We start from the raw sequence: 15,871 nt of genomic DNA on the forward strand, positions 1-15,871 counted from the left end.
TGCCGGGCTTGTCTAACCTTGGCGGGACACGCGCCCCACCCTCGGCCGAACGGCCGATCCCACCATTGACTCTATCCCTGGGCTGTCGCCCGCAGGACCTGGTGACCTAAATGTCGATCCTCGCGAGCCTGCATCACGTCACGAGCTACACCTACGACCACCCGGTCTCCATGGGGCCGCAGGTGATCCGGCTGCGGCCGGCGCCGCACAGCCGCACCGACATCCCCGCCTATGCGCTGAAGATCTCGCCGGCGGACCATTTCATCAACTGGCAGCAGGATCCGTTCGGCAACTGGCTCGCCCGCATCGTGTTCCCGGAGCGGGTCAAGGAGTTCAAGGTCGAGGTGGACCTCCTCGCCAAGCTCGACGTCATCAACCCCTTCGACTTCTTCGTCGAGGAATATGCCGAGAACTTCCCCTTCGAATATGCGCCCGCGCTCAAGGCCGAGCTCGCGCCCTATCTCGAGCTGGAGGATGAGGGCACCCTGTTCGCCGACTATCTCGCCTCCGTCCCGCGGGAGAAGACCCGCATCGTCGACTTCCTGGTCCACCTCAACCAGCGCCTCCAGAGCGAGGTCGGCTATGTGATCCGCATGGAGCCGGGCGTGCAGACGCCCGACGAGACGCTGACGCGCAAGCTCGGCTCGTGCCGCGACACGGGCTGGCTGCTGGTGCAGATCCTGCGCCACCTCGGCCTCGCCGCCCGCTTCGTCTCCGGCTACCTGATCCAGCTCAAGCCCGACGTGGCGGCCCTCGACGGCCCCTCCGGCACCGACGTGGACTTCACCGACCTGCACGCCTGGTGCGAGGTGTTCGTGCCCGGCGCCGGCTGGATCGGCCTCGACCCGACCTCGGGCCTGCTCTGCGGCGAAGGCCACATCCCGCTGGCGGCCACCCCGCACTACAGCTCCGCCGCGCCCATCAGCGGCTATGTGAACGAGAAGGCCGAGGTCGAGTTCGGCTTTGAGATGAACGTGGTCCGCGTCGCCGAGGCGCCGCGCGTCACGCTGCCCTTCTCGGACGAGACCTGGGCCGCCCTTGACCAGCTCGGCCACAAGGTGGACGAGGACCTCAAGGCCGGCGACGTGCGCCTCACCATGGGCGGCGAGCCCACCTTCGTGTCCATCGACGACTACCAGTCGCCCGAGTGGAACACCGAGGCGCTCGGCCCGCACAAGCGCGAGCGCGCCGACGACCTCATTCGCCGCCTGCGCCGCCGCTTCGAGACCGAAGGCGTGCTGCATTACGGCCAGGGCAAGTGGTATCCCGGCGAGACGCTGCCGCGCTGGTCCTTCGACCTGTTCTGGCGCAAGGACGGCCAGCCCATCTGGCAGCGCGAGGACCTGATCGCCGACGAGAAGGTCAATTACGGCGTCACCCCGGCCGATGCCGCGCGCTTCTGCAAGGCGGTGGCCGAGAAGCTTGCCGTTGGCAGCGAGTTCGTCCAGCAGGCGTTCGAGGACAACATCTATTACATGTGGAAGGAACAGAACCTTCCCGAGAACATCGCCCCCGGCGATCCGCGCATGGCGGACGAGGTGCAGCGGCGCATGCTGGCGCGCACCTTCAACCAGGGCCTCGGCACGGCCACCGGCTCGGTGCTGCCGCTGCGCCGCGTCTGGACCCCCGCCGGCCCGGCGTGGCGCTCGGAGGAATGGACCTATCGCCGCCAGTTCCTGTTCCTGATCCCCGGCGAAAGCCCCATGGGCTACCGCCTGCCGCTGGAATCGCTGCAGTATCTGGCGCCCACGCGCTACCCCTACATCGTCGAGGCCGACCCCTTCGAGCCGCGCGACCCGCTGCCCGATGCCGCCGATTTCGCCGCCCGCTACGCGTCAGGGCAGGGCGGCCCCGGCGCGGGTGCGGAAGGCACCGATGCCGGCACCCCCGGCGGGCCGGGCGGCATGCCGCGCCATTCCATCGCCCCGCGCACCGAGGCCTATGGCGTCGGCGAGCGGGCGCAGGAGCTGGCGCGCGAATATCTCGCCAAGTACGACACCCAGATCTTCACCGCTGACACCCGCACCGCGCTCTGCGTCGAGCCGCGCAACGGCCGCCTGTGCGTGTTCCTGCCGCCGGTGGAGATCCTGGAGGACTATCTCGATCTCGTCGCCGCCCTCGAGCAGGTGGCCATCGAGCTGAACACGCCCATCCACATGGAGGGCTATCCGCCGCCCTTCGACTACCGCCTCAACCTCATCCGCATCGCGCCCGATCCGGGCGTGCTGGAGGTGAACGTCCATCCGTCCGCCAGCTGGGGCGGTTGCGTGGAGATCACCCGCATCCTCTATGAGGAAGCGCGTCTCGCCCGCCTCGGCACCGAGAAGTTCATGGTGGACGGCCGGCACACCGGCACCGGCGGCGGCAACCACGTGGTGGTGGGCGGCTCCACCCCCGCCGACAGCCCCTTCCTGCGCCGGCCGGACCTCCTGAAGAGCCTGCTGCTCTACTGGCAGCGCCATCCCTGCTTGTCCTACTTCTTCTCCGGCCTGTTCATCGGCCCCACCTCGCAGCATCCGCGGGTGGACGAGGCGCGCCACGACAGCCTCTATGAGCTGGAGATCGCCTTCTCCAAGTTCCCGGCGCCCGGGCAGGGCGAGCCTCCGGCCCCGTGGCTGGTGGACCGGCTGCTGCGCAACCTGCTGGTGGACGTCACCGGCAACACCCACCGCACCGAAATCTCCATCGACAAGCTCTATTCGCCGGACGGTCCCACCGGCCGGCTGGGCCTCGTGGAGTTCCGCTGCTTCGAGATGCCGCCGGACTGGCGCATGAGCCTTGCTCAGCAGCTGATGCTGCGGGCCCTCATCGCGCGGCTGTGGAACAAGCCGGTGCACGGCCACTGCACCCGCTGGGGCACCATCCTCAACGACCGTTTCATGCTGCCGCATTATGTCTGGCAGGACTTCCTCGACGTGGTGGAAGACCTCTCCGACGCCGGCTACCAGATCGATCCCGAGTGGTTCCGGGCCCAGTTCGAGTTCCGCTTCCCCGCTTTCGGCAAGGTCCAGCAGGCGGGCGTGGACATCGAGGTGCGGCAGGCGCTGGAGTGCTGGCACGTGCTGGGCGAGGAAGGCGTGGTGGGCGGCACCGCCCGCTACGTGGACTCTTCCGTTGAGCGCCTGCAGGTGAAGGTGGAGGGCTTCAACCCCTCGCGCCACATCCTCACCTGCAACGGCCGCAAGATGCCGCTGGCCCCCACCGGCCGAAACGGCACCTATGTCGCGGGCGTGCGCTACAAGGCATGGCAGCCGTGGTCGGGCCTGCACCCGACCATCCCGGTGCACACGCCGCTCACCTTCGACCTCGTGGACACCTGGAGCGAGCGTTCGCGGGGCGGTTGCCTCTATTACGTCTCCCATCCGGGCGGGCGGAATTACGATACCTTCCCGGTGAACTCCTACGAGGCGGAGGCGCGGCGCCTCGCCCGCTTCCAGACCTTCGGCCACACCCCCGGCACCCTCGACGTGGTGCTGGAGACGGCGCCGGACGAGTTCCCGACCACCCTCGACCTCAGGCGCCCGGCAAGCGCCTGATCGACAACCATCCCCGAGGCGCCGTCGCGGACCAGTCCCGCGGCGGGCGCAGGCTGGAAGCGCTCGGAAGAGGGGTGCATCTGGCGCCGCCACGGTCATAATGGAGAACCCGGACCCACCGGGCGCAGGAAGATGACACGCGGGCAGGGGTGCCCGCGGAAGGGGTGATCGTGTCGGGGGCGGAGCAGCGGAGCGAGGTATTCGAGCGGGCCGCGGCGGAAAGCCTGATCGGCGGCTACCGCACCCTTCCGGCCACCCGCGACGAGATGATGGATGCGGACGGCCAGCCGCGCCGTCACTGGCAGCCCTTCCTCGCCGCACTGGCCGAGCTTGGCCCCGAGGAATTGCGCCGGCGATTCTCCGCCGCGGACCGCTATCTCCGGGACAGCGGCGTCTTCTATCGCGTCTATGATGACGCGGGGGGCGGCGAGCGGCCGTGGTCGCTCAGCCACATGCCGCTCATCATCGGCAATTCGGACTGGGAAGCCCTCTCCGCCGGCCTCATCGAGCGCGCCGAGCTGCTGGAGGAGGTGCTTCAGGACCTCTATGGCGACGCCCATCTGGTCGCCGATGGTGATCTGCCGGCGGCGGCCGTGGCCGGCAGCCCGGAATTCCTGCGTCCGCTGGTGGGCGTGCGGCCCGAGGGCGGGCGCTTCCTGCGGGTCTATGCGGCCGACGTGGGCCGTGGCCCGGACGGGCGCTGGTGGGTGCTCGCCGACCGGACCCAGGCGCCATCCGGCGCCGGCTATGCGCTGGAGAACCGCCTCGCCTCGACCCGCGCGCTGCCGGACGTCTCGCGCAACCTGAACATGAAGCGCGTCGCCGCCTTCTTCCAGGCGCTGCGCACCTCGCTGATGAAGCTCGACCGGTCGGGGGAGGGCCGCATCGGCCTTCTCACCCCCGGGCCGCTGAACGAGACCTATTTCGAGCACGCGCTGCTCGCCCGCTATCTCGGCTTCCTGCTGGTGGAGGGCGAAGACCTCACCGTGCGGGGCGATACGCTGCATGTGCGCACCGTGGCGGGCCTCCGGCGCATCGACGTGCTGCTGCGCCGCCTCGATTCCGATTTCGCCGATCCGCTGGAATTGAACGCCGGCTCACGCCTCGGCGTGCCGGGCCTCGTCCAGTCGGTCCGCATGGGCGGCGTGGCGATGGCCAATGCGCTGGGCACCGGCATCATCGAGGCGCCGGCGCTGCTCGCTTTCCTGCCGCGCATCGCTACCCGGCTCACCGGGCGGCCTCTCAGCCTGCCGCATGTGGCCACATGGTGGTGCGGCCAGCCGGCCGAGCGGGCGCAGGTGATGGAGCATCTGGACGAGCTGGTCATCTCCTCCGCCTTCGGCCGGGCGCTGCCGGGCCTGCCGGATGGCGGATCGGTGCTGGGGGCGGACCTGACCCAGGCCGACCGGCGGCGCCTCTCCACCCTGCTCGCCCGGCGTGGGGCGGACGTGGTGGGGCAGGACATCGCCCGCCTCTCCACCACGCCGGTATGGACCGGCGAGAAGCTCACGCCCCGCCCGTTCATGCTGCGGGTGTTCCTCACCGCCACCGAAAAGGGCTGGTCGGTGATGCCGGGCGGCTTCTGCCGCATCTCCTCGGCCGCCGATGCCCGCGCCGTCTCCATGCAGAAGGGCGACCGCTCGGCGGACGTGTGGGTGCTGGCGGACGGCGAGGTGGCCGACACCACGCTCCTGCCGAGCCCGGACAATGTGAAGGTCCGCCGCTCATCCGGCACCCTGCCGAGCCGCGCCGCCGACAATCTGTTCTGGCTCGGCCGCTATGTGGAGCGGGCGGAAGCGACGCTGCGCCTGTCGCGTGTGCTGGTGGGGCGCCTCGCCGAGAGCGGCGACACCGGCACCAGCCCGCTGGTGTCACGCCTGCTTGGCCTGCTCGGGGCTTGGGGCGCCATGCCGCGCGATCTCGCCCGCGCCACGCCCACCCGCTATGCCGTGGCTGTGCTCACCCGCCGCGACGTGCCCGGCGCGCTGCCGCAGCTGGTGCAGGCGGCGCGTTCGGCGGCTTCCGTCATCCGCGACCGCTTCTCGCCGGATGCGTGGCGCGCGCTGGTGGATCTCGAGACCTGCGTCTCCCAGCCGGTCCCCGCCGCCCCCTCCGAAGCCGATGTGGCGGAGCGGGCGGACGCGGCATTGCGCATCATCGCGGCCTTCTCGGGCCTCGCCTCGGAGAACATGAACCGGCTCACCGGCTGGCGCTTCCTGGAGATCGGCCGGCGCACGGAGCGCGCCATCGGCACCCTGCGCTTCGCCCGCACCTTCGGCGAGATCGGCGCCCCGCAGGGCTCGCTGGACGCGCTGCTGCAGGTGGCGGACAGCCTCATCACCTACCGCACGCGCTATGTGATGATGGAGGCGCGCGGACCGGTGCTCGACCTCGTGCTGCTGGACCCGGACAATCCGCGCTCGGTGGCCTTCCAGGTGCACCGCATGGCGAACCATCTGAAGGTCCTCCCCGGCCGCGACCAGGACGCGCCGCCGCCCTTGTGGGAGCGCATTGTCGCCCGCATGCAGGCGGAGCTTGCCGCCAGCACGGCCGAGAGCTTCGAGCCGCAATGGTTCGACGCCATGGAGAAGATGCTGATGCAGCTCTCCGACGAGGTGTCGTCGCACTACTTCCTCCAGGGGCATTCCCCGGAGATGACGCTGACCTTCGGCATGTGAGCGAGCCCTGCGAGCCCCCAAGCGCGCGCGGCGCTTGAGCGAAAGCAACGAGACAGCCCGCGCGGCGCCTGAGCGAAAGCACCGAGACTCCAATGCTCTACGATATTCGCCAGACCACCACCTACAGCTATCAGGTGCCGGTGCGCGTGGTGCGGCAGGTGCTGCGGATGACGCCGGTAGACCGTTTCGGCCATCAGCACGTCATCGCCCACATTCTCGATGTGGACCCCGAGCCGGCGGAGCTGGAGCAGGGCACCGATTTCTTCGGCAACGGCCTGACCTGGCTCACCATCGACCAGCCCCACGGCCATCTCTCCATCACCACCCGCAGCCGGGTGGACGTGACCTCGACACCCCTGCCGGACCCGGCGACGACCCCGCTGGTGGACGAGGTGCGCGCCGCCGCGCTGGAGGAGATGGACCTCGGGCCGGACGCGGCCGCCCACGGCCTGTTCCCGAGCCGTGCGGTGCCCATCGACAACGAGATCACCGACTGGACGGCGACGAGCTTCCGCGGCGACCGCCCCGTGCTGGAAGCGGCGCTGGAGCTGATGCACCGGGTGCATGACGAATTCACCTATGAGCCCGGCGCCACCATCGTCACCACCTCGCCCCACGAGGCCTTCGCGGCGAAGGCGGGCGTGTGCCAGGACTTCGCCCAGGTGATGATCGCCGGCCTGCGCGGGCTCGGCCTGCCGGCGCGCTATGTTTCCGGCTATCTGCGCACCATCCCGCCCGAGGGCCAGCCGCGGCTGGAGGGGGCGGATGCGACCCACGCCTGGGCCGAGGTGTGGTGCGGGCCGGCCTTCGGCTGGATCGGGCTCGACCCCACCAACGCCATCCCGGCGGGGGACGACCACATCATCCTCGCCGTCGGCCGCGACTATGCGGATGTCTCGCCGGTGGACGGGGTGATCGTCTCGTCCGGCGACCACATCCTCGCCGTGGGCGTGGACGTGGTGCCGGTGCAGGGACGCTAGGGCCGCCTCAGCGGCCTTTGCCCATCACGAGGTCGGGGAAGCCGGTGGCGATCTGCGGGAACAGGCAGAGCAGGATCACCGCCAGCAGCATCAGCAGCACGAAGGGCACCGTGCCCCAGATCACGTCCTTCAGCGGGATGTCGGGCGCGATGTTCTTGATGACGAAGATGTTGAGCCCCACCGGCGGGTGGATGAGCCCCATCTCCATCACGATGGTCATCACCACGCCGAACCAGATCAGGTCGAAGCCGGCCGCCTTCAGCGGCGGCAGGATGATCGGCGCGGTCATCAGGATGATGGACACCGGCGGCAGGAAGAAGCCCAGCACCACCACCAGCACCAGGATGGTGGCGAGCAGCAGCCACTTGGACAGATTGAGCGCCACGATCGCCTGCGCCGCCGCCTGGCTGATGTGCAGGTAGCTCATGACGTAGGAATAGAGCAGGGACATGCCGATGATCATCATCAGCATGGTCGACTCGCGGATGGTCGAGGTGAGGATGGGCGAGAGGTCTTTCGGCATCCACACGCCATAGATCAAGGCGATCAGCGCCAGCGCCAGCACGCCGCCGAGGCCTGCCGTCTCCGACGGGGTCGCATAGCCGCCGTAGAGGGCCACCATCACGCCGGTGAGCAGCACCACGAAGGGCAGCACGCGGGGCAGGGCGGCGAAGCGGTCGCGCAGCGTCAGGTTGTCTTCGTGAAGCAAGGCGGAGGGCGCCCCGGTCTCCGCATAGGCCTTTTTCGCCGCCGCATATTCCTGGCGGAAGCGCACCATGGCGTAGCCGGCGAACAGCGTCACCAGCAGCAGCCCCGGCCCCAGGCCAGCGAGGAACAGGCGGCCAAGCGACTGCTCGGCTGCCACCGCATAAAGGATCATGGTGATGGACGGGGGCAGCAGGATGCCGAGCGTGCCGCCCGCGGCGATCAGCCCGGCGGCGAAGGCGCCGGAATAGCCGCGCTTGCGCATCTCCGGAATGCCGGCCGAGCCGATGGCCGAGCAGGTGGCGGGCGAGGAGCCGGCCATGGCGGCGAACAGGGCGCAGGCGAACACGTTGGCGATGCCGAGGCCGCCGGGGATCTTGTGCATCCAGGCGTGCAGCGCCGAATAGAGATCCTGCCCCGCCCGCGACTTGCCGATGGCCGCGCCCTTCAGGATGAAGAGCGGGATCGACAGCAGGGTGATGGAAGCCATCTCCTCATAGACGTTCTGCGTCACCGTATCGAGGGAGGCGGCCGGCATGAAGCCGACCATGAACAGCACCGCAACCGCGCCCAGCGCAAAGGCGATGGGCATGCCGAGGAACATGGTGCCGAGGGTGGCCCCGCCATAGAGGAGGCCGACGAGAGCCGTGCTCATCGTTCCACCCTTTCCAGAAGTCCGGCGAGAACCTGAATGAGGATCTGCAGCGAGAGCAGGCCCATGCCGGCGGTCATCACGCCGTAGGGGATGGAGAGGGGCGGCGCCCAGGTGGAGGAGGTCACCTGCCCGTCCACCCACGCCTCGTGCCACAGGGTGAAGGACTTCCAGGTGAAGAAGGCGCAGAAGGCGAAGCTGAACAGATCCACCACGAACTGCCGCACCCGGTTCAGGCCCGGTGGCAGCATGTGGGCGAGGGCATCGATGGCCACATGGCCGCGCTGGCTCTGCACGAAGGCGGCGGTCATGAAGGTGACGCCCACCAGCAGGAAGACGGAGGCTTCGTCCTGCCAATAGGTGGGCGCATGGAAGAAGAAGCGCGACACCACGCTGTAGGAGAGGATGAGGCTCGCCGCCACGAGGGCGATGGAGCCGAGGGCGAGGATGAGCCGGTTGGCCCGCCTGAGCAGCCCGTGCGCCGCCGCCAGCAGGGGAGGGGCGTGGGTCGCCTTCGCCCGCGCGTCCGCGCCGTGGCCGAGATCGAGCCCGTGGCTCATGCCGGCACCTCCTGCGCGAGCTTCATGAGATTGGCGCAGCCGGCGGACTTGGCGGAATAGTCCTTCCACGCGGTGTCGCGGGCGATGGCGCGCCACTTCTCCACGGTGGCGGCATCGAGATCGTGGATCTTGGCGCCGGCCTTGGCGAACACCTCGGCGACCTTGGTGTCGTCGGCCATGGCGCCGGCCTTGCCGAAGGCCTCCATCTCCAGACCCACGGCGGTCATCACGTCCTGCTGCGCCTTGGGCAGCTTGTCGAACACCGCCTTGGAGATCAGCAACGGCTCCAGCATGAACCAGTAGGACTTGCCGCGGCCGGTGGTGAGCTGCTTCGCCAGCTCTTCCAGACGGAAGGAGATGAGCGACGTCGAAGAGGTGATGCCGGCGTCGCACGCGCCCGTCTGCATGGCGACGTAAAGCTCGTTGGACGGCAGCGACAGCACGGCGGCACCGGCGGCCTGCAGCACCATGTCCATCTCGCGCGAGCCGCCGCGGATCTTCATGCCCTTGGCATCCTCGGGCGCAATCAGCGGCTTCTCGCGGCTGGCGACGCCGCCCGCCTGCCAGACCCAGGTGAGGATCTTGACGCCCTTGCCTTCGAGATATTCCGAGAACGCCTGCCCCACCGGCTTGGTGCGCCAGGCTAGGCCCTGGTCGTAGGAGACCACCAACCCCGGCATGAGGCCGATGTTGCACTCCGGCGCCTCGCCGCCGGCGTAGGAGATGGGATAGAGCGAGAGGTCCAGCGCGCCCTTGCGCAGGGCCGAGAACTGGGCGTTCGTCTTCATCAGGGACGAGCCGGGATAGACCTCGAAGGCCAGCTCCCCGTTGGTGCGCTTCGTCACCTCCGCCGCGAAACGGCGCACGAGCCGGTCGCGGAAGTCGCCCTCCTCGCCGGAGGAGGAGGGGAACTGGTGGGAGATCTTGAGGGTCGTCGCCGCATGAGCGGTGCCAGTGAAGCGCAGCACGGCGGGCGCGGCCAGAGCGCCGGCGAGCACGAGGCGGCGGGAAACCGGGCGATGGATGAGGGAATGGTCGTTGGACATGCGTTTCCTCCCTTGGCCCGGTGGCTGTGGGCCTGTGGCGTTTCTTCCCGTTTCATTTGGCCGGCCCCGGTTGATCCGGGGTCCGGCAGGTCGATTTCATAACTCTTGAGGCACCAGATACTTGGCGGGGACTGGCCGGCGGCTGATTGGCGTTGCCGGCGGCGCAGTCCCTTCGGTCAGGCGACGTTACGATAGATGTCCTTGTAGGTGTCCCGAAGGATATTCTTCTGCACCTTGCCCATGGTGTTGCGCGGCAGCTCGGAGACGAAGAAGACGCGCTTCGGCTGCTTGAACTTGGCAAGACGATTTTCGAGGGCGCGGTGGATGGCATCCTCCGTCAGCGTCGCGTCCTTCTGGGCGACGACGACGGCGGTGACGCCCTCGCCGAAATCCGGGTGGGGCACGCCGATGACCGCGCTTTCAATGACACCGGGGATGGCGTCGATCTCGCCTTCCACTTCCTTGGGATAGACGTTGAAGCCGCCGGTGATGACGAGATCCTTGCCGCGGCCGACGATGTGGACGTAGCCCTTCTCGTCGATCTTGCCGAGGTCGCCGGTGATGAAGAAGCCGTCGCGGAATTCGGAGGCCGTTTTCTCCGGCATCCGCCAGTAGCCCTTGAACACGTTCGGCCCCTGAACCTCGATCATGCCAATCTCGCCGGTGGGGAGCACCGCGCCGGTCTCGGGATCGGTGACGCGCACGCTGATGCCGGGCAGGGGATAGCCCACCGTGCCGGCGATGCGCGCGCCGTCATAGGGGTTGGAGGTGTTCATCCCCGTCTCTGTCATGCCGTAGCGCTCGAGGATGGCGTGGCCGGTGCGCTCCTCGAAGGCGCGATGCGTCTCCGCCAGCAGCGGCGCGGAGCCGGAGACGAACAGGCGCATGCCCTTCGTCGCCTCGCGGGTGAGGCCCGGCTGGTCGAGGAGGCGGGTGTAGAAGGTGGGCACGCCCATCAGCGTCGTCACCTTGCCCGCCGCCATCAGCGCGATGGCCTCCTTCGGGTCGAATTTGGAGCGGAACTCCATGCTCGCGCCAGCCAGGAGCACGATGTTCGTGGCCACGAACAGGCCATGGGTGTGGAAGATGGGCAGCGCATGCAGCAGCACGTCGTCCGCTGTGAAGCGCCAGTAGTCCTTCAGTGCGCTGGTGTTGGAGAGCAGGTTGTCGTGGGTGAGCATGGCGCCCTTGGCGCGGCCCGTGGTGCCCGAGGTATAGAGGATGCCGCCGAGATCGTCCGGCCCGCGCGCCACATCCGCGAACGTGTCAGGGAAGCCCGCGGCGGCCTCGGTCAGCGACCCCTTGCCGTCGGTGCCCAGCGTCTCCACCGCGCCGACGCCGAGCCGGGCGGCCAGCGCCCGCGCGTCCTGTTCGATCTCCGGTCGGCACACGAACACGGTGGGCTCGGCGTCGGAGAGGAAATACTCGACTTCGTTCAGCGTATAGGCCGTGTTGAGCGGCAGGTAGACCGCGCCCGCGCGGATCGCACCGAGATAGAGCGCGAGCGCGGGCCAGGATTTCTCCACCTGCACCGCCACCCGGTCGCCGGGCTTCACGCCGCGCGCGACCAGAAGGTTGGCGAGCCGGGCGGAAAGGGCGAGGGCGTCGCCATAGGTCTCCACCGTCCCGTCGATGAGGCGGGCGAGGGGCTTGTCCATCGCCGGGATGGCGGCGCGGATGGCGCTGAAGAGGTGGTTCTCGCTCATGTCTTCGTCTCGTTGGCGACAGTGCCTGTGGCGCGGCGGGCAGCTCAGGACACGGGCAGTTCAGGAAACCGGCAGATCAGGACACCGGTAGGTCAGGACACTGGAACAAGCGCACGGGCGCCCGCATCCGCCCGCAGCAGCTTCTTCACCGCCGGGCTCGCGACCACCTCGCCCTTGCCGGCGAAGGCCTCGTGGTTCTTCTCGATGTCGGTGAGGACATAGCGGTAGTTCACCATGAGCCCCGCCGCCTGGGCGATGCCCTTGGGCGAGAGGTCGCCCATGGGGTTGATCTTCTCCAGCCGCGCGCCGTTGCCGAGGTGGAAGCGGGCCACCGGGTCCACCGGCTTGCCCTTTGAGGTGCGGGCGACGAGGAAGTAATAGGCCGCGGCGGCGTTCAGCACCGGGGTCAGGGCCTCGCGCACCTCCGCCTTCTCGGCCCAGTCCGGCGTGTCGAGCGCCTTGAGCGTCTCCTTGTCGGCGGCGGTGAGGGCGGCCGGTGTCTCGGCCTTGCGCTCGCCGTCCAGCCAGGCGCGGAAGCCGGGGACGGGGGAGAGGGTGACGAAGGTGGTGAGCGAGGGGATCTCGCGGGAAATCTCCTCCACCACCTGCTTGATGAGGAAATTGCCGAAGGAGACGCCACCGAGCCCGCGCTGGCAGTTGGAGATGGAATAAAAGACGGCCGTGGTCGCCTTCTCCGGCTCCAGCAGCTCGCGCGACTGGTCCAGTACCGGAGCGATGGCGCCGGGAATATCCTTTGTGAGCGCCACTTCCACGAAGATCAGCGGCTCGTCCACCAGCGCCGGATGGAAGAAGGCGTAGCAACGGCGGTCCGGGCTATCGACGCGGGCGCGCAGGTCGTTCCAGTCGCGGATGGCATGCACCGCCTCGTAGCGGATGATCTTCTCCAGCACGTTGGCGGGCGTCGACCAGTCGATGTGTCGCAGCACGAGGAACCCCCGGTTGAACCAGGACGAGAACAGGTGGCCGAAATCGCGGTCCACGGCAGCGAGGTCGCGCCGGTGCACCATGGCGTCCATCAGGTGCTCGCGCATGCGGACGAGGGAGAGCGTCGCGCCGGCGGCCATGTTGAAGCGGCGGAACAGCTCCTGCCGGCGCGGCTCGCTGGCGAGGTGGAGTTCGGCCATCGCCGCATCCGACCCCGTGCGGCCATAGCTGGCGATGGCGGCATCAAGACGGGCGCGGTCCGGCCCGAAGGTCTCGGCGAGCGCCTCGAAGAAGGCGATGCGTTCGCCGGTCTTCATGCGGGCGTAGCGATCGAGGATGTCGGTGGCGAGGGCCACGCCCGAGGCTTCTCCGCGGCCGGAGAGAAGCTGCTCGCACCGCTCCACCAGCGTCGCCGCCTTGGTGGCGCCGGACGTGCGTGTGTTGCGGTCGAGCAGGGCGCGGCCGCGATCCGCGATGGTGGTGAGAAGATCGCCGAAGAAGGACGTATTCGAACTCATCGCCGCACTCCACCAGCCCCGCCGCCGGATGTCCCTGCCATCATGGGAGGGTGCCCGGTCCCCGAAGGCAAGCCCATGGGGACGGGTGGGGGCGTTCTCTTTCGGGTGATCCTGTCTTCGGTATGGGGCGAAAATGGCGCTCCGGTATCAAGATGTGGCATCTTTCAGGATCCCCGCGGCGTCTGTGGCCGAATAGAGATCGGTCTGCATTTTTTGTCAACAATCATGTATGCAAGATTTTCTCTCTTGCATTGAATGATCGGACTCGGCTTTCTGATGACGGGGAGATCGCAAGGAGCGCCGTCGTGCGGGGAGAGCAGACGCCGAGGCTCAGGGAGGCGCTGGAAGACGATATCGTCGCTGGCCGGCTGAAGCCCGGGCAGCGGCTCGACGAGGTAGGCCTCGCCGAGCGGTTCGGCGTTTCGCGCACGCCCATCCGCGAGGCGCTGATCCAGCTCTCGTCATCGGGCCTGGTGGAAATCCGCCCCCGCCGCGGCGCCTTCGTGGTGCTGCTCGGCCCGCGCGAACTGATCGAATCCTTCGAGCTGATGGCCGAGATCGAGGCCTCCTGCGGCCGGCTCGCCGTGCAGCGCATGGGGCCTTCCGACCGGGAGGCGATCTCGGAGGCACACGAGACCTGCCGCATCGCCGCCGCTGCCGGCGACGAGGAAGCCTATTATCCCGCCAATGCCCGTTTCCACGGCGCCATCTATGCTGCCACCGGCAACCGGGTTCTGGCGGGGGAGGCGCTGAGATTGCAGCGCGCCCTCCAGCCCTATCGCCGCCTTCAGCTGAAAGTGCCGCGGCGGGTGGAGGCCTCCTTCGCCGAGCACCAGGGCATCGTCGATGCACTCTTCGCCGACGACGGCCCCCGCGCTGCCGAGCGCCTCAGGGCCCACGTGCTCGTTCAGGGCGAGCGCTTCATGACCCTCCTCGCAGCGCTCCAGGCCGAATCGGAGGCGCTGGAGGACGCGGGCTGATGGCTCCGGCGTGCGCCCCTCCGCGCAGCCTGAAGCGCCCCGGGGGCCTGCCCCACACTCCCGCCGGAACGGACCATCCGTTCTCCCGCAAGGCACGGGCATTCACCGCAAGCCGCCGTGGACACCGCCCCATCCCCTGTTGCCGCGCCGCAAGCCTTCCGTTAAAAGGAACCCGCTCCTGCGCCACGCACCCGTAGCTCAGCTGGATAGAGCGTTGCCCTCCGAAGGCACGTGTCAAGTCGGCTGGTGCGAAAAGTGTGAAGAAAAGCGTTTTTGAATTCAATGACTTGCGAGCGTTGGGCCGAAGGCTTCACTTTCGCAGGAAATCCGAGTAAGCACTGCGTAAGCAGCAGGCACCCGTAGCTCAGCTGGATAGAGCGCCGCCCTCCGAAGGCGGAGGCCACACGTTCGAATCGTGTCGGGTGCGCCATTGCAACTAAGAGTTGCTTTGGTGTTTGCGTGGCAGGCGCCCCGTTTTTGTCCTCGTGCTGGAAGCTGATTGGCACGCCTTGGTAGGGGCGTGGCGCGGGTCGTTCCTGCATCCGAATCCCTTCTGCTCCAAATTCAATGGTCTATGAGATGCTCGGCTTGGCAATCCGTGCTGCCAGGGCCTCTGGTTTGTCATGAGGTCGGTAGACGCTGATGTCGTCCCTCCGCCACGATCAAGTCTTCGTTTAAAAGCCCTAGGATAGCCTCCGTCTTTCATCCTGCGGCCCGGGCCTCGCCCTCACTTCTCGCTGCTTGTTCGCCGATCTGAGCAATCTCCGTGACGGATGCGACGTGCGAGAGAGGGCGCCATCCTGCCGATCTAAATGATGGGGCACAGCAACCGCAACCGCCGTCCCTGCTGCCGCTTTTAACGGGACTGCGCTTCGGGACTTGTTGAGCCCTAACGATCGGCCGAAGAGGGTAGCGCTGTTTGCAAGAGTCAAAGTGACCCTTGGCCGACCCTCGACTGCCCTACAGCGACGTCCGCTTTGCGCCCCGAGGCTGTGTGAGAACTCACTGTGGCTCGTCGCGCAGGTTGTTGCCACGGCGCGCGTCGGCTCCGGTCACCCGGCTATCGCCTTGAGGGTCGCGGCCACGCCAGCGACGGCAATGGCGCGCTTCATGTTGTAAGCCAGTATCGCCAGGCTGGCTTCGGTGGCGACGTGCTTGAGGCCGCGCGTTCGGAAGTGGGTCGCACCCATCCAGCCCTTGATGGTGCCGAAGACGTGCTCGACGGTACAGCGGCGGACCGCCATTGCGTCCGGCATCGCTTGAAGCCTGCGCTCCATCTCATCAAGCACGGCCTCATGCTCCCATCGGCGGATGCGCTTCTCCTTGCCGGCCGTGCACAGGGGGCGCGACGGGCAGGCGCTGCAGGCCTTCTGGTTGAAGTAGACGCTTATGAGCTTGCCGCCCTCCACCCGGGCAAAGCGTTTCTGCAGCTGTTGATCGGCGGGGCAGCGATAGGTGTCGGTCTGCGGCTCATGCACGAACATAGCCTTGCCCCAGAAGCCGCGCGCCTGAGCCGGCGATGTGTTGGGCTTGGGCACCATCGGGATGATGCCAGCTTCGGTGCA

At 68.1% G+C, this 15,871-nt stretch carries 10 protein-coding genes and 1 tRNA gene; 5 read left to right on the forward strand and 6 right to left on the reverse strand.

Features of this window, described 5'->3' with window-relative positions:
* The first annotated feature begins 110 nt into the window (after positions 1-110).
* The 3 genes from EJ105_RS16550 (at position 111) to EJ105_RS16560 (ending at position 7,194) form a co-directional block, all read left to right on the forward strand.
* Positions 111-3,536: a transglutaminase family protein gene (locus EJ105_RS16550; protein WP_250167202.1), complete on the forward strand. Its 3,426-nt coding sequence runs from the start codon at positions 111-113 to the stop codon at positions 3,534-3,536.
* 170 nt (positions 3,537-3,706) lie between these two features.
* Entirely contained in the window at positions 3,707-6,214 is a 2,508-nt protein-coding gene (locus EJ105_RS16555) for a circularly permuted type 2 ATP-grasp protein (RefSeq protein ID WP_029555240.1), read from the forward strand.
* 92 nt (positions 6,215-6,306) lie between these two features.
* Positions 6,307-7,194: a transglutaminase family protein gene (locus EJ105_RS16560; RefSeq protein WP_024280300.1), complete on the forward strand. Its 888-nt coding sequence runs from the start codon at positions 6,307-6,309 to the stop codon at positions 7,192-7,194.
* Between the two features lie 7 nt (positions 7,195-7,201).
* Here EJ105_RS16560 and EJ105_RS16565 read toward each other — a convergent pair whose 3' ends face one another.
* The 5 genes from EJ105_RS16565 to EJ105_RS16585 all read right to left on the reverse strand — a co-directional run bounded on the left by EJ105_RS16565 (position 7,202) and on the right by EJ105_RS16585 (position 13,326).
* The gene (locus tag EJ105_RS16565) at positions 7,202-8,554 is read right to left on the reverse strand and encodes a TRAP transporter large permease (protein WP_250167203.1); all 1,353 of its coding nucleotides are present in this window, start codon (positions 8,552-8,554) and stop codon (positions 7,202-7,204) included.
* Complete coding sequence (locus tag EJ105_RS16570; protein ID WP_250167204.1) at positions 8,551-9,111, reverse strand: TRAP transporter small permease; 561 nt, start codon at positions 9,109-9,111, stop codon at positions 8,551-8,553. The genes EJ105_RS16565 and EJ105_RS16570 overlap by 4 nt, the downstream gene beginning before the upstream one ends.
* Positions 9,108-10,157, reverse strand: coding sequence for a TRAP transporter substrate-binding protein DctP (gene dctP / locus EJ105_RS16575; RefSeq protein WP_029555238.1), 1,050 nt, complete (start codon positions 10,155-10,157; stop codon positions 9,108-9,110). Before dctP ends, EJ105_RS16570 begins: the two co-directional genes overlap by 4 nt.
* A 176-nt stretch (positions 10,158-10,333) precedes the next feature.
* Positions 10,334-11,863, reverse strand: coding sequence for a malonate--CoA ligase (locus tag EJ105_RS16580; protein WP_250167205.1), 1,530 nt, complete (start codon positions 11,861-11,863; stop codon positions 10,334-10,336).
* Between the two features lie 92 nt (positions 11,864-11,955).
* The gene (locus tag EJ105_RS16585) at positions 11,956-13,326 is read right to left on the reverse strand and encodes a malonyl-CoA decarboxylase (protein WP_250167206.1); all 1,371 of its coding nucleotides are present in this window, start codon (positions 13,324-13,326) and stop codon (positions 11,956-11,958) included.
* 305 nt (positions 13,327-13,631) lie between these two features.
* Here EJ105_RS16585 and EJ105_RS16590 point away from each other — a divergent pair, with 305 nt between their 5' ends.
* Together EJ105_RS16590 and EJ105_RS16595 are read left to right on the forward strand one after the other, a co-directional pair.
* Entirely contained in the window at positions 13,632-14,306 is a 675-nt protein-coding gene (locus EJ105_RS16590; RefSeq protein ID WP_250167207.1) for a GntR family transcriptional regulator, read from the forward strand.
* Positions 14,307-14,659: 353 nt separating this feature from the next.
* A tRNA-Arg gene (locus EJ105_RS16595) sits at positions 14,660-14,736 on the forward strand.
* Between the two features lie 622 nt (positions 14,737-15,358).
* On the opposite strand, the gene EJ105_RS16600 is transcribed toward EJ105_RS16595, so the two are convergent.
* Positions 15,359-15,871, reverse strand: a 513-nt coding sequence (locus EJ105_RS16600; RefSeq protein WP_250167208.1) for a transposase, incomplete at its 5' end; no start/stop codon positions are given.

Source organism: Xanthobacter aminoxidans, assembly GCF_023571765.1.
Taxonomy (GTDB): Bacteria; Pseudomonadota; Alphaproteobacteria; order Rhizobiales; family Xanthobacteraceae; genus Xanthobacter; species Xanthobacter aminoxidans.